Source organism: Litchfieldia sinesaloumensis (assembly GCF_900156865.1).
Taxonomy (GTDB): domain Bacteria; phylum Bacillota; class Bacilli; order Bacillales; family Bacillaceae_L; genus Ferdinandcohnia; species Ferdinandcohnia sinesaloumensis.
Genome location: NZ_LT732529.1, coordinates 196453 through 211254 on the forward strand (window position 1 = coordinate 196453; position 14802 = coordinate 211254).

General features: G+C 37.0%; 13 protein-coding genes. 11 read left to right on the top strand and 2 right to left on the bottom strand.

The genetic code is table 11. The features are described 5' to 3' along the window. Positions 1–175: 175 nt before the first annotated feature. The 3 genes from CZ490_RS01005 to CZ490_RS01015 all read left to right on the top strand — a co-directional run bounded on the left by CZ490_RS01005 (position 176) and on the right by CZ490_RS01015 (position 3887). Positions 176–1315 (top strand): acyl-CoA dehydrogenase family protein, encoded by a 1140-nt coding sequence (locus tag CZ490_RS01005; RefSeq protein WP_077617127.1) that lies wholly within the window; start codon positions 176–178, stop codon positions 1313–1315. A gap of 43 nt (positions 1316–1358) precedes the next feature. Then, positions 1359–2978: a long-chain fatty acid--CoA ligase gene (locus tag CZ490_RS01010; RefSeq protein WP_077617128.1), complete on the top strand. Its 1620-nt coding sequence runs from the start codon at positions 1359–1361 to the stop codon at positions 2976–2978. A 120-nt stretch (positions 2979–3098) separates the two neighbouring features. Further along, positions 3099–3887, top strand: coding sequence for an enoyl-CoA hydratase (locus tag CZ490_RS01015; protein ID WP_077617129.1), 789 nt, complete (start codon positions 3099–3101; stop codon positions 3885–3887). A 369-nt stretch (positions 3888–4256) separates the two neighbouring features. On the opposite strand, the gene CZ490_RS01020 is transcribed toward CZ490_RS01015, so the two are convergent. Continuing rightward, complete coding sequence (locus CZ490_RS01020) at positions 4257–4439, bottom strand: YhzD family protein (RefSeq protein ID WP_077617130.1); 183 nt, start codon at positions 4437–4439, stop codon at positions 4257–4259. A 159-nt stretch (positions 4440–4598) separates the two neighbouring features. Here CZ490_RS01020 and CZ490_RS01025 point away from each other — a divergent pair, with 159 nt between their 5' ends. The 8 genes from CZ490_RS01025 (at position 4599) to CZ490_RS01060 (ending at position 14256) form a co-directional block, all read left to right on the top strand. Further along, positions 4599–5498: an ABC transporter ATP-binding protein gene (locus tag CZ490_RS01025; protein WP_077617131.1), complete on the top strand. Its 900-nt coding sequence runs from the start codon at positions 4599–4601 to the stop codon at positions 5496–5498. Beyond that, positions 5491–6744, top strand: a complete 1254-nt coding sequence (locus CZ490_RS01030) for an ABC transporter permease (RefSeq protein WP_077617132.1) — start codon at positions 5491–5493, stop codon at positions 6742–6744. Before CZ490_RS01025 ends, CZ490_RS01030 begins: the two co-directional genes overlap by 8 nt. Before the next feature lie 175 nt (positions 6745–6919). Then, a complete protein-coding gene (locus CZ490_RS01035; RefSeq protein ID WP_077617133.1) occupies positions 6920–8152 on the top strand; it encodes a metallophosphoesterase family protein in 1233 nt (410 codons plus the stop codon). Positions 8153–8156: 4 nt separating this feature from the next. After that, positions 8157–11174 (top strand): ATP-binding protein, encoded by a 3018-nt coding sequence (locus CZ490_RS01040; RefSeq protein WP_077617134.1) that lies wholly within the window; start codon positions 8157–8159, stop codon positions 11172–11174. 69 nt (positions 11175–11243) lie between these two features. Next, the gene (gene yhaM / locus CZ490_RS01045) at positions 11244–12188 is read left to right on the top strand and encodes a 3'-5' exoribonuclease YhaM (protein ID WP_077617135.1); all 945 of its coding nucleotides are present in this window, start codon (positions 11244–11246) and stop codon (positions 12186–12188) included. A 103-nt stretch (positions 12189–12291) separates the two neighbouring features. Beyond that, positions 12292–13131, top strand: coding sequence for a hypothetical protein (locus CZ490_RS01050; protein WP_077617136.1), 840 nt, complete (start codon positions 12292–12294; stop codon positions 13129–13131). Between the two features lie 75 nt (positions 13132–13206). After that, complete coding sequence (locus CZ490_RS01055) at positions 13207–13566, top strand: YtxH domain-containing protein (RefSeq protein WP_077617137.1); 360 nt, start codon at positions 13207–13209, stop codon at positions 13564–13566. 111 nt (positions 13567–13677) lie between these two features. Continuing rightward, the gene (locus CZ490_RS01060; protein WP_077617138.1) at positions 13678–14256 is read left to right on the top strand and encodes an HTH-type transcriptional regulator Hpr; all 579 of its coding nucleotides are present in this window, start codon (positions 13678–13680) and stop codon (positions 14254–14256) included. A gap of 7 nt (positions 14257–14263) precedes the next feature. Here CZ490_RS01060 and CZ490_RS01065 read toward each other — a convergent pair whose 3' ends face one another. Further along, on the bottom strand, positions 14264–14608 hold the full coding sequence (locus CZ490_RS01065) for a DUF1878 family protein (protein ID WP_077617139.1): 345 nt from the start codon (positions 14606–14608) through the stop codon (positions 14264–14266). Positions 14609–14802: the final 194 nt, after the last annotated feature.

Consider the following 14802-nt stretch of genomic DNA (forward strand, 5'->3'; position numbering starts at 1 on the left):
CTTCTCAATGAGGAAATATTCAAGTACTAGAATTCATAAAGTTTAGAGACTCCTTAAACACTTATGTAAACGCTTCCTTTTTATTGAGCGATACTTCTACGTACAGATTATCTATTGTTTACCCGACAAGACACATACAAAGATGCGTAAAACTCTTAACCGAGGAGGGATAAAAATGACGGCACGTTATTTACAGAAAGAACACCATATTTTTCGGGATGCCTTTCGAAAGTTCCTTGAAAAAGAAGCATACCCCTTTTACAACGATTGGGAAAAAGACGGAATTATTCCCCGTGCCTTCTGGACAAAAATGGGGGAAAACGGCTTTTTATGTCCATGGGTAAACGAAAAATATGGGGGTCTCGAAGCTGACTTTGGTTATTCAGTAGTTATTAACGAAGAGCTTGAAAGTGTAGGGGCAAGCATGATTGGAATAGGTCTTCATAATGATATCGTCGTTCCATATTTGAGTGAGTATGGTACTGAAGACCAAAGACAAAAGTGGTTACCAAAATGTATATCGGGTGAAATGATTACAGCAATCGCGATGACAGAACCTGGTGCCGGTTCTGATTTGGCTGGAATTAAAACAACCGCTATAAAAAAAGGTGATCATTATATTGTCAATGGGCAGAAAACCTTTATAACAAACGGCATTCACGCTGATTTAGTGGTTGTGGTATGCAAAACCAATCCGAATGAAAAGCATAAAGGGATTAGTTTGTTAGCAATTGAGAGAGATACCCCAGGTTTTTCAAGAGGTAGAAAGCTAGATAAGGTTGGCCTACATGCTCAAGATACAGCAGAGCTTATTTTTGAGGATGCCATTGTACCAGCGGAAAATCTCATTGGTCTTGAAGGAAAGGGCTTCTATTATTTAATGCAACAACTCCAACAAGAACGGTTAATCGTCGCTATTTCAGCTCAAATAGCGGCTGAAACAATGCTAAACCTCACATTAAAATATGTAAAAGAGCGAGAGGCTTTCGGTCGTTCAATTAGTAAATTCCAACACGTTCAATTTAGACTTGCTGAAATCGCAACTGAAATTGAGATTGGTAGAACGTTTTTAGACGATTTAATTGAACAACATATAGCAGGAAATGACGTGGTGACGAAGGTTTCGATGGCTAAATGGTGGTTGACTGATATGGCGAAAAAAGTAGCGGCAGAATGTATGCACCTCCATGGTGGCTATGGATATATGGAAGAATACGAAATTGCTAGAAGGTATCGTGATACACCTGTATCGGCAATTTATGCGGGTACGAATGAGATAATGAAGTCCATAATTGTGAAAAATATGGGATTATAAGTTAAAAAAGTAAACAACTATTATTGGAGTGGGGGAATGGAATATGATGAATGTACCATTGCTAGTTTCTTCAATGCTTGAGCGCGCTGAAAAATATTTTCCTAAAAAAACTGTAATTTCAAGAACATCCACCGGAATTGTTACACATACCTATAAGGAGATAGGTGAGCGAACAAGAAGATTATCAAGTGCACTAGAAAAATTAGGTGTAAGCCAAGGTGAGCGTGTTGGAACATTAGCTTGGAACCATCATCGACACCTTGAAGCCTATTTTGCGATACCTGGCATTGGAGCAGTTTTGCACACTATCAATATAAGGCTTTCACCAACGCATATCACATATATTATTAATCATGCCGAGGATAAGGTTTTGATATTTGATGAAGACCTGCTTCCATTATTAGAAAAAGTAGAAGATCAGCTAAAAACTGTAAAAGCATTTATCCTCATGACCGATAAAAAGGAACTGCCAGAATCTAGTATCGAAAACCTTTACCATTATGAAAAACTCATCAGTGAAGGAAACCCTTCATTTGAGTTTAAGAAAGACCTTGATGAAAATGATCCTATGGGTATGTGTTATACTTCTGCAACTACAGGAAATCCGAAGGGTGTTGTTTATTCTAACCGAGGAGTAGTATTGCATAGTATGGCACTTGGTCTTGCGGATAGTTCTGGATTATCTGAGAGCGATATTGCGATGCCGGTTGTTCCGATGTTCCATGTGAATGCCTGGGGATTGCCGTTTGCTGCAGTGTGGTTCGGTACAACACTTGTTATGCCTGGCCCCTATTTTACTCCCAAGGTTTTAGCTGAATTAATAGATTCTAAGAAGGTTACAATGACAGCGGGTGTACCAACTATCTGGTTGGGACTCCTGAATGAACTGGAACAAGGAACGTATGACACAAGTAGTTTAACCCGCATTTTGTGTGGAGGATCGGCGGCACCAAAAGGGCTCATTAAAGCATTTGAATCAAAATACAAAATTCCTTTTATCCATGCATATGGGATGACGGAGACGACACCACTTGTTGTTTTATCTCGTTTAAAAAGCTATCAAAACGATCTATCGGATGAAGAAAAGCTAGAAATCCGTTCAAAACAAGGTTCACTTGTGCCTTTAGTTGAAATGAAAGTGGTTGGTGCAAATGGGGAAGTTGCCAATGATGGAAAAGAAATGGGAGAATTATTATTAAGAGGAAATTGGATTGCTGACGAATATTACAAAGATGAGCGGACAAACGACGCGTTCCGTGATGGATGGCTCCATACTGGAGATGTTGTCACAATTGATGAAGAAGGAAACGTGAAGATTGTTGATCGAACAAAGGACTTAATAAAGAGTGGTGGGGAATGGATTTCCTCTGTTGATATTGAAAATGCCCTTATGGCTCATAAGGATGTTTTTGAAGCTGCAGTTATTGCAGTCCCACATGAGAGATGGCAAGAGCGCCCTGTAGCATGTGTTGTGTTAAAGGATGCTTCCAAAAATCAGACCACTAAGGAGGAACTGTACGAGTTCCTTAAACCACAATTTGCAAAATGGTGGTTGCCAGATGATATCGTCTTTATGGATGAAATCCCTAAGACATCAGTCGGGAAATTCTTAAAAAGAGCACTGCGTGATCAATTGAAAGAGCATTTATCACAGGTTAAATAATTTGTATTAGATAATAAGGTCATCCAAAAGTTTTTGGATGACCTTATTTTAAAGAAAACGGTTTCATTTATATTGATATAATTGTATAATATTAGAAACACCACTTAAGGGGGCTTAATAATGGCAACTGAACAAGTAGAAAAAGTGTTTCTTCAAATGGATGATCGTGTAGCGTATCTCACACTCAATCGTCCAGAGGCATTAAATTCGATGGATGTTGAAATGTTAAACCAAATTTTACATAGTTTAAAAGAAGTAGCTGCAAACGATGCTGTTGACATCCTAGTTTTAGCAGGAACTGGACGTGGATTTTCGGCAGGTGGTGACATCAAAACCATGTTGAGTTCAGCGAATGAACATGCTTTTGAACCTGTGATGGAACTTATTTCAGACATAATGAAAACGCTTTATTTGTTACCGAAATTAGTTATAAGTGCAATACATGGACCGGCAGCTGGACTCGGTTTAAGTTTTGCGTTGGGTGCAGATTATATTATTGCTGATCGCCAATCTCGCTTAGCGATGAATTTTATAGGTATTGGTCTAATCCCGGATGGTGGTGCACATTTCTTTCTAGAAAAAAGACTTGGTGAAGCAAAAGCGAAGCACCTCATTTGGGAAGGAAAGCAATTATCGCCTGGGGAAGCATTACATATTGGATTAATTGATGAAGTAGCTGAGGAAGAACTGCAAACCGCGGTTATTCATAAATTAAAAAAATGGAAAAAGAAACCGATTCTCGCCATGATTCAATCAAAGTCGATCTATAACCAAATGCATTTACCAGAACTTGAAAAAATCCTAGAATTAGAAAAACAAGGCCAGCATTTAATGAGAGATACAAAAGACCATAGAGAAGGTATTCAAGCTTTTCTGGAAAAAAGAAAGCCGATTTTTACAGGTGAATAAGAACGGAATCCCACTGAGAGCTCAGTGGGATTTTTTAGTAGATAAAGGCTGTGGTTGAAGTTAACTAAATTGAACATATGATAGTTAGTGTAACCTACGGGCTGGGTATGTACCTGATTTCTATATTAGTAGAATAAAAGGGGAACGCAAGCACCCGATGCTTGCCCAATCCAAGGTTCACCAGACTCTAAGGGTAACGCAAGCCCCCGTTGCGAACCCGATTCAAGCTCGACCGGGTTCGAAGGGTAACGCAATCGCCTGATGCGTGCCCAATCCGGTCTTTAACAGACCCTATGGGTAACGCAAGCTTGCCATTATCAGTATTTTTTTCTTCTTCAAGAAAAAAGATACCCCAATTGAGGTACCTAATTAACGATGAAACAGCACTAACTTACCTGCTGAGCTTGTGCAGCGGTGTGTGGTTTCAAGGTAATTCTTTTCTTTAAGGATTCTTTCTCCAGTTTCCTTTGCTTCCTTTTCGGTCGCAGCCTCAAAAGATTCTTCAAGTAATTTTTCTCCAGTTTTATCAAACACAGTTAATACATAGTTCAATTTGAATTCCCCTCCACTTGTATAAAGATTCTGATAGTTTGAGTGTAGTGCATTCTTTGTTTTGGTGCAATAAAAACTATTCTACATATGTGTTATCATAATAAGCGAAACTTTTTCCTATCATAAACGTAAATACTAATTGGAGAAGGAGGAGACGAGATGGCATTACAGCTAGAAAATGTAACAAAACGATTTGGTAGCTTTACAGCTGTCGATAATCTATCAATTGAAATTCCTGAACGTGAAATGTTTGGTTTTTTGGGGGCCAATGGTGCTGGAAAGACTACTACATTTCGTATGATTTTAGGACTGTTAGATGTTAGTGATGGCCGCATCCATTGGGATGGAAAAAAAATTAACTATGATACAAGTCATTTGATCGGGTATCTTCCTGAGGAAAGAGGTCTTTATCCTAAGATGAAGGTTCGTGATCAGCTTGTGTACTTAGCAAGGCTACGAGGAATGCAAAAACAGGATATTTTAGAACAAATTGACTACTGGCTAGATCGATTCAAGGTACCTGAATATGCGACTAAGAGAGTTGAGGAATTATCAAAAGGAAACCAGCAGAAAATACAGTTTATTGCTTCTGTTCTACATAAACCAAAGCTACTAATTCTCGATGAACCATTTAGCGGACTTGACCCTGTAAATGTGGAACTCTTAAAAGAGGCAGTAGTTGAGTTGAAAAATTCCGGAACCTCAATTGTCTTTTCAAGCCACCGAATGGAACATGTTGAAGAATTATGTGAGCACTTATGTATCATGCATCATGGAAGACCAGTTGTGCATGGCTCATTACGTGATATAAAACGTTCTTTTGGAAAGAAGAATGTCATTGTACATGCTGATTTTGATATTAGTCACTTAAAAACGTTAGCAGGGGTGACAAAGGCAAAGGAAACAGCGGAGGGCCTTCACCTCCAGGTAGAGAGTGAGGATATCTCACAAAAGATCCTCGATTCCATTGCAGGTAAAGGGTTTGTACGAAAGTTTTTATTAGAGGAACCATCCTTAAATGATATCTTCATCGAAAAGGTAGGTGCTTCTTATGAATAAGTTCTGGATTATTCTTTTTCACACCTATATCAGTAAATTAAAGACAAAATCCTTTATTATCACAACAATTATTACAGCACTTATTGTCTTTGGTCTATCAAATATTCAAACAATTATTGAAAAATTCGATCAGGATGAAGTGAAGCAGGTTGCTGTTCTAACAGAATCGGATGAACTTTTTCATGCCTATGAACAGTCCTTAACAGCTATGTCTAGTAGTATTGTTATCGAAAAAATGGACGGAACAGAAGAACAAGCCGAGGAGCGGGTTACATCTGATGAGATAACAGGATATCTCATGTTGACGGAAACGTCTGAAGGACTTCCGCAAGGATCATATAAAGCACTATCCATAACTGATTCAGCAGTTACTGACCAATTAGAACAGGCTCTCCAACAATTAAAGGTGACGATTGCGACTACAAAAGCGGGATTAAGCCCCGAACAGATTAATGAACTGTATGCACCAGTCCAATTTGACAAGGTGGCTCTGGAGGAACATGCAAAATCTGAGGAAGAGCTTAATCAAGCTCGAGGTTTAGTTTATGTGCTCTTATTTGTCATTTATTTTGCAGTTATCATGTACGCAAATATGATTGCCATGGAGGTAGCGACTGAAAAATCTTCTCGTGTTATGGAGATCCTCATTTCAAGTGTATCCCCAATTAAGCAAATGTTTGGGAAAATTCTCGGTATTGCTTTATTGAGCTTAACCCAATTTGCTGTAATCTTGGCGGTAGGATATGGTTCCTTAAAGCAAAGTATGAGTGGAATGGAAGGGGGATTCTTTGAAGTATTTGGATTTGGAGAGTTGCCTGTTTCAACATTTGTATATGCGGGAGTTTTCTTTATCCTTGGGTATTTCCTTTTTGCTACGTTAGCTGCATTTTTAGGGTCCTTAGTTAGTCGAATAGAAGACGTGCAACAAATGATTACACCGATGACCCTATTGATTATAGCTGCGTTTATGATTGCAATGTTTGGTCTTACAAAACCAGAATCGTCATTTATTACGATTACGTCATATATTCCGTTCTTTGCACCGATGATTATGTTCCTTCGTGTCGGTATGTTAACCTTACCTGTATGGGAAATCGCATTATCAATCGGAATACTTGTACTGACCATAACACTTTTAGCAATATTTGGTGCTAGAGTATATCGTGGAGGGGTTCTAATGTACGGAAAATCTTCCTCCTTTAAAGACATTAAGAAGGCCTTACAACTAACAAAGAATGATAAATAAATTACCAAAGGACTAGTACTCTAGTTGCCTTATAAACCGAGGGGATGCATTCACCCTCGGTTTTTTTTGTGATTCAAAAACCGTAACAATTAAAAAGTTCACAAACAAGAACGTGCATTCGTATTTTAAAGGTGTTAAAATAATGTAAATGAGACTAAGGATAAGGAGTTGTGTGATGGATTCGATAACTTTTTTACATATCGCGGATTTACATTTGGACAGTCCTTTTTCAGGATTGGCAAATTTACCATCGAACATTTTTAAACGTGTACAAGAAAGTACTTTTACCTCCTTTACTAGACTAGTCACTATTGCAATTGAGCAAAAGGTTGATTTTATAATCATCGCAGGTGATATCTTCGATGGAGAAGACCGGAGTTTACGTGCACAATCAAGATTTCGCCGGGAAATGGAACGTCTTCAAGAACATAATATTGAAGCGTTTGTCACTCACGGTAATCATGACCACCTTGGTGGAAATTGGCCACATTTCGAATGGCCAAGCAATGTCCATGTATTTCTAAATGAAGATGTTGAGGTACTTCCTTATAAGAAAGATGGACTACATATTGCGAATATATACGGCTTTAGCTATACGAAAAGGGCTGTACTTGAAAATAAGACTGAATCCTATGTAAAGGTAGAAAATGCACCGTTTCATATTGGTATACTACATGGAAGTAAAGAGGGAGAAAGTGCTCATAGCCGCTATGCTCCATTCTTACTATCCGAATTACAGGCAAAAGGTTTCGACTATTGGGCTCTTGGCCATATTCACAAAAGTGAGATTCTTTCTGAGGATCCACTTATTATTTATCCTGGGAATATTCAGGGACGTCACAAAAAGGAGACAGGTGAAAAGGGTGGTTATCTAGTAAATTTATCGAAAGTTGGGATAGATTATACATTTTTTCCAACATCAGATCTTATTTGGGAAGATACCATTATCGATATCACGAATCTTACTAGTTTTGATGAGTTAGTAGATATGTCACTATCTCATCTCGAGTACCTTCGCAAGGAAAAGCAGGGCTTGTTTGTAACAATTGAGTATACAGGATTAGGCATCCTTCACGAACAACTCCAGGAAAATGTAATAAAAGAAGACCTATTATCACTCCTAAACGATGATTTAGTAGGAGAAAATTTTATTTATATTGTCGCCATTAAACAAAATCTACAAATCGACATTGGACGTGAGAAGTTAAAGCAAGACTCTCACTTTATGAGTGACTTGTTGAAGAACATCGAGACCTATCAGGATTTTGAACAGGCAATACGGTCTCTCCGAAACCATCAAAGCTTCCGGAGATATGTAGATACATTTACAGGAGAAGAGTTACAGGAGATTCTTCGTGATGCGGAAAATCTGATTCTTCGCGAACTTTATTATTCAAATAGGAGGTGACGGGATGAAAATTATTGGTATTCAGGTCTATGGCTATGGAAAACTCGAAAATTTAGAATTAGGTAACCTGTCTCCTAATCTTCAACTCTTTTTTGGACAAAATGAAGCGGGAAAATCAACACTTATGTCTTTTATTCATAGTATCTTATTTGGATTTCCTATGAAACAACAGAATGATCAACGCTATATACCAAAAACGGGGACAAAATATGGTGGGAAGCTTATCCTCCAAACGAATGAATATGGCACAATTGTAATCGAAAGACTGCCCGGAAAAGCCACAGGTGATGTTTCTATTTATTTTCCAGATGGAACGGTAAAAGGGGAAGAATTTATCTCGGAACTCTTCCTAGGAATGGATAAAAGTCTCTATCAGAATGTATATTCCTTTAATACACAGGGGCTTCAAGGTGTACATAACTTAAAGAGTGAAGATTTAGGAGGTTTATTATTTTCTGCTGGAACGGTTGGAACAGATGCTTTGCTCGAATTGCAAACGAAACTATCAAAAGAGATGGACGGTCTCTATAAGCCTAAAGGAAAGAACCCTCCCCTTAATGTGGAACTATTACGGCTTAAGGAGGAACATACAAAAGTTGCGAAGTGGCAGGAAAAAAACAACGAATACGAGGAATTGCTAGAGGAAAAGAAACGAATTGAAAATGAACTATTATACCTGGATTCTAGAAAACATTACATAAAGAATAACATTAATGATTCGGAGAAGTTGCAAACAATTCAACCTTTATTAGAGGAATATCAAACCTTATCAAATCGTTTGAAAACACTACCAGTTTTTGAACCATTTCCAGAGGATGGACTAAATCGACTAGAACAACTACATGCACAAATAAAGCCATATGAGGCACAATTAGCTTCTTTACATGAGCAGTCTCTAAAATGGAATAAGCAAAAACAGGCTATCGATTTATCGACAAAATATCTAGAGCTTGAACAGCAAATTACTGAATTAGTTGAAAATAAGAGTTTATTTAATGAAAAACAAACAAGATATCAAGCCTTAACAAGAGAAATACAACAGGTAGACGATGAACTAAAACGACTGAGGGATCAAATAGGTTTTTCTTTGTCAGAAAAAGACATTTTCGTATTGCCACTGAGTATTGCTACTAAGGATGAATTTTCAGAGCTTGTTACTGAAGCAACTAGACATAAACAGCAGAAGCATTACTTAGATGATAGTTTTTCCCAGGCGAAGGAAGCCTTAGAAACTAGTGAGCAAAAGCTGAAGACGTTACACCAACAAGTTCTGTCAGAGAAAGAACGTAAGCATTACGAAAAAATGAAAAATCAGCATTTAGTTCAAGATAGTCTAGTGAAAGATAAGGTATTAATTGAGGAAGAACTAAAAAGAATCGATCAAAAAATACATCGAGTTTCAACGAAAGAGTCAGATAATAAATCCAAGCTTACTCGCTTGTTTTACGGAGTTAGTGTTGCATTAGTTATTGTATCCATTTATTTTTATCTGTCTCAAGAATGGCTTACCGGTGTAATTATCACAATCGTGGCTCTTAGTATGCTTCCGATTTCCAAGATAGTAACTTCTAAGATGTCTTCATCCTATATTCAAGAGCTTCATGATGATAGGGAAAGACTACTGAAAGAACTCCATTCGATACAAGAGGAGTTAACCCAAAGCAATATAAAGGATGACGGAGAAATAGTTAAGATACTTATTCGTGATCAGCATGTGAGGCAACAGATTGAGATAGAAACTGCCACTCTGCAACAAAATGAACGAGCGTATGATAAAGTACTTAAGGAATTTGAAGAGTGGGAAATTACTGGTTTTTCGATAGATGAAAAAGCGACAAATATCAAAAAAACTTATGGCCTTCCATTACAAATCTCTAACGAACGGTTACTGGATGCCTTTCAAATTCTTGAAGCAATCAGGGAAAAAGCCTTTAGTAAACAAAAGCTTAAAGATGTAGGTTCAGTTCTTCAACATGAACTTTCTGACTTCCAAGCAAAAATCACTTCCATTGCCAAAGAAGTAGGATATGAAGACCAGGATGACATCCATATTGACCAAATTGGCCTCCGTTTGCAAGAAGAAAAAAAGAAATATGAACATTTTTTACAAATTGAAGAAAAAGTTAAAGATACGGAAGACCAAATCTCAAAGCTATCTCTGGAAATTGTTCATCTGAAGAAGGAATATCGTAAACTATGGGAAATCGCAGAGGTTCCAGGTGAAGAAGCCTATCGTGTAAAAGGACAGGCAAATCAAGCAGCAAAGGAAATCAAGGAACGGATGGATTTACTTGATGCACAGTTTATTCGATTCGGAGAATTAGTGAAGAAATGTAATGTCGAAATAAATTACCAACAACTAATTGAGGAATTTTCAACTGAAATTGATCAACTCTATGCATCTGAAAAAGCATTACAAGGTCAACTATCATCCATCAACCACCGACTTAAAGAACTTGAAGAGGGAGGTACCTATGCAGATTTCCTCCATTCGTATGGAGCAAGTAAATCCTTGGTTAAGGACTATGCAAAATCTTGGGCGACACTCGCTGTTGCAAAAGACATACTATCTAAAACAGTTGAACAATATCGAAAACTTCGACTTCCAAAGGTAATCGAAAAGGCAGAACGTTATTTTTCGATTTTGACAGAGGATAGGTACAAGAATATCTATTTAGATAATGAAGCAGATGGATTTATTGTTGAGGATGAAAAAGGGCTGCGTTATCGACCGAATGAACTTAGCCAGGCAACGTCTGAGCAATTATATATTGCTTTAAGATTTTCACTTGCTAATACCATGCATCCAAATCAATCCTTTCCGTTTATTATCGACGATAGTTTTGTTAATTTTGACTCATTCCGTTTAGCAAGTGCCATTTCGTTAATAAAAGAACTTTCAAGAGATAACCAAGTTCTTTTATTCACCTGTCATCAGCATGTATTGGAAGGATTTGGTGATGCTAAACCCATTTTTTTAAGTAATGAAGATACCAAGGAAAAACTTAAAAGTATGCTATAATTTTTATATAAATAGTAGAATTCATAATTAATATAGATAGAGGAAGACAGAATAACAGGGGGAGAATACATGATCAAGGGTATTGTTCATTACGAAGTTGGTCAGCAAGTAGATGTGTATTTATTAATTAAATCAGCAACTAAAGGGGTTGCTAGTAATGGTAAGCCGTTCTTAACGTTAATTTTTCAGGATAAAAGCGGGGAAATAGAAGCCAAGCTTTGGGATGCGTCACCCGAAGATGAAGCTAGCTATGCTGCTCAACAAATTGTAAGACTTGCGGGGGAAATCAATAGCTACCGTGGTAAAAGTCAACTAAAAATCCGAAATATCCGACCTGCAACAGATTTAGACGGAGTGACGATTGCAGATTTTCTTGAAGTTGCACCGGTGCCACAGGATGAAATGGCTTCAAAAATTACACAGTATATTTTTGAAATGAAGAACTCTAATATCCAACGAATTACGAGACATTTACTAAAAAAACACCAATCTGCTTTTTATGAATATCCAGCTGCAACGAAGAATCACCATGAATTTGTGTCAGGCTTGGCTTATCATGTTGTCTCAATGCTTGATTTAGCTAAGGCAATCTCAACCCTGTATCCTAGTCTAGATACAGACTTACTATATGCCGGTATTATTCTCCATGACTTGGGTAAAGTGACTGAGCTGTCAGGACCAATTTCTACAACATATACAATAGAAGGTAATTTATTGGGGCATATTTCCATCATGGTTAATGAAATTGGCCAAGCTGCAACTGAGCTTGGGATTGAAGGAGAAGAAGTTACCGTATTGCAGCATATTATTTTAAGTCATCATGGCAAGGCTGAATGGGGAAGCCCCAAGCCCCCGATGATTAAGGAAGCGGAGATTCTCCATTATATTGACAATCTTGATGCTAAGATGAATATGTTAGATCGTGCCTTAGAACGTGTAAAACCAGGAGAATTCTCAGAACGTGTCTTTGCATTAGATAATCGAAGCTTCTATAAACCAACCTTTCATAAATAAAAAGAAAAAAACTCGACTCGATTTTTTAAAAAGAGTCGAGTTTTTTTCATAGAACCTACCTTTTAATGGAAAGCTATGAAGAAAAAACAGAGGTACAAATCTTATGGCAAAAATATTACTTCTATTTTATCTTTTTCTCTCTTCTACTCAAACAAATGTCACAGCCACAACTGAATATGACGAACAGGACAGTCCATTTAGTTTTAAAGTTGAGATGGTTCCATGGGATATCGTAAACGAGATTCTTCCGAGAAAATCCTTCTTTACAATTATTGATGTTGAAACAGGACTACAGTTTCGAGTCCAAAGAAGAGCTGGAAGCAGGCATGCAGATGTTCAACCACTCACGGTTGATGACACAAAAATTATGAAGAAGATTTACGGTGGGAAATGGAGCTGGAAGCGTAGAGCAATTATCGTAAAACATGATGATCAAATGATTGCCGCGTCGATGCACGGAATGCCACATGGAGCAGGCTCATTACAAAATGGATTTCCTGGACATTTTTGTGTTCATTTCTTAGGTAGTACGACACATCGTTCAAAAGAGCCAGATCTGGCTCATAAACTTATGTTATTAAAAGCGGGAGGAAAGCTTGAGGAATATATAAATAATGCTGACCCCTATCATCTCGTCGAAATTTTTTCAACAGGCATTAACCAAAATGACCGAAAAATAATTAATCAGACGATTGTTCCGAATATAAATAACAAAAAGCTATTTCAGAACTTGAATCAAATTAGTATTTTTTCAGTAACCAATATGTCCTATTTGCCGTTAAGTGATTTCAAGGGACTCCTAACCATCGAAATCCCCATTGAAGCTGAGATTTTTCGAGAAAATCAAGGGAAAGAACGAAAACAGATCACTTTCGTGTTAGTCCGTAATACCCTAATTGAGCGTTGGTATATTCAGCAGAATGAGTTATTGAAGGAACTCTAACTAAAAAAAGGATTTATTCAGTTTTTGTAGAATTCTGTAAATAACACTTTAAATTTCAATCTTGGAGTGAATACGATGAAGTCAACTAAATCTCTACTTTATGGTGTGTTAATTGGAAGTGTGATTGGTGGTGTATCTATTCTATTAAGTACGCCTACTTCAGGCAGGGAATTTAGGAGGAGTTTGAAAAAGAATCAATCACAGATCACTAATTCCCTTACACAAGTTGTATACGAAGGTAAAGCATTAACTGAGCAAATATCTAAGTCGGCTAGTCATGCAGTCTCAACACTTTCGGAAGTTTCAAGTGATATTAAGGATTCCATTAACCATTGGAAAAAAGAAATTGAGGGGAATCAAAAAAATATACAAAAAGAACTTTTAGAAATTGAAAGTGCCTTAGAAAAATTAGAAAAGGCGGTTATAACTGAGTAATAACAAAATTCCTTTAGTTAATTTAAAATTTTGTAAATTTACATCTTTATTAATTTTTATTTTATTGGCATAATAGTAGATAGAGAAGAAATTAGAAAAGTGGGTGAATCTATGAAACATGAAGAAAAAATAGGCTCCATCAAAGAAGCGCTCCTTTTTAGTCAAAGAATGGCACAACTTAGTAAGGCATTATGGAAGTCTATTGAAAAGGACTGGCAACAATGGATTAAGCCTTATGACCTAAATATTAACGAACATCATATTATTTGGATAGCGTATCATTTGAAAGGTGCTTCAATTTCAGAAATTGCTAAATTTGGAGTTATGCATGTTTCGACTGCATTTAACTTTTCTAAAAAGTTAGAGGAACGTGGACTTCTACAATTTTCGAAAAAAGAAAATGATAAGCGTAACACGTATATCGAGTTGACTCCAAAAGGTGAAGAGATCTTTTTGAAAATTCTAGAAGGCTATAATCCTAGTAAAAATGCAGTGTTAGAAGGGGCTGTGCCACTTAAGAAGCTTTATGGAAAGTTTCCAGAAATCGTGGAGGTAATGAGTATCGTCCGGAATATCTACGGGGATGACTATATGGAAATTTTTGAAAAGTCATTCCGTAATTTGGAAGATGATTTTATCGAGGTTGATGGTAAGCTTTATAAACGAGTTGAGGAAAAAATAGAATTGTAAAAGTACATTATAAGTTGATTTTATCAATTATCCCTTTAAACTCGTTCATTAAAGGGGTATATTTTCTTTCTTTTGCCAACACATCGATTGTTGTTTCAGGATGTAAACGGGGATGAAGCATCCCGACAAATTGAGTCAAAAGCGGTGCGAAACCAACGAATCCCTCCGCTTTTTGTTTTTTATATTCAATGCTCAATTCTTCACATATCCTTAATAAGTCATCAACTTCTTTTTTTGTTAATTGGGCATCCATAATTAATTGGTAAAAGGGGGATAGCTTATCTCCTAATAAAGGTAAGATTATTGATTGATAATACTCAAGCCGCTCTAAACGATCTTCTATGGACTCCATGTTCTACACTCCAAACCGTTAAATCAATCACGAGGCCGTACAAAACCTCTACTTCTTGTTATTATGTCCAAAAACCACGAAAAAAGTCGAAGAAACAGGGATTTTATCGTTCTTTTGGATACCTATTGCAATTTTGTTAGAAACAAAGTAAAGTAATTTAGTAAGTTTAGAGTCGAATAGCAGACTTTATTCGG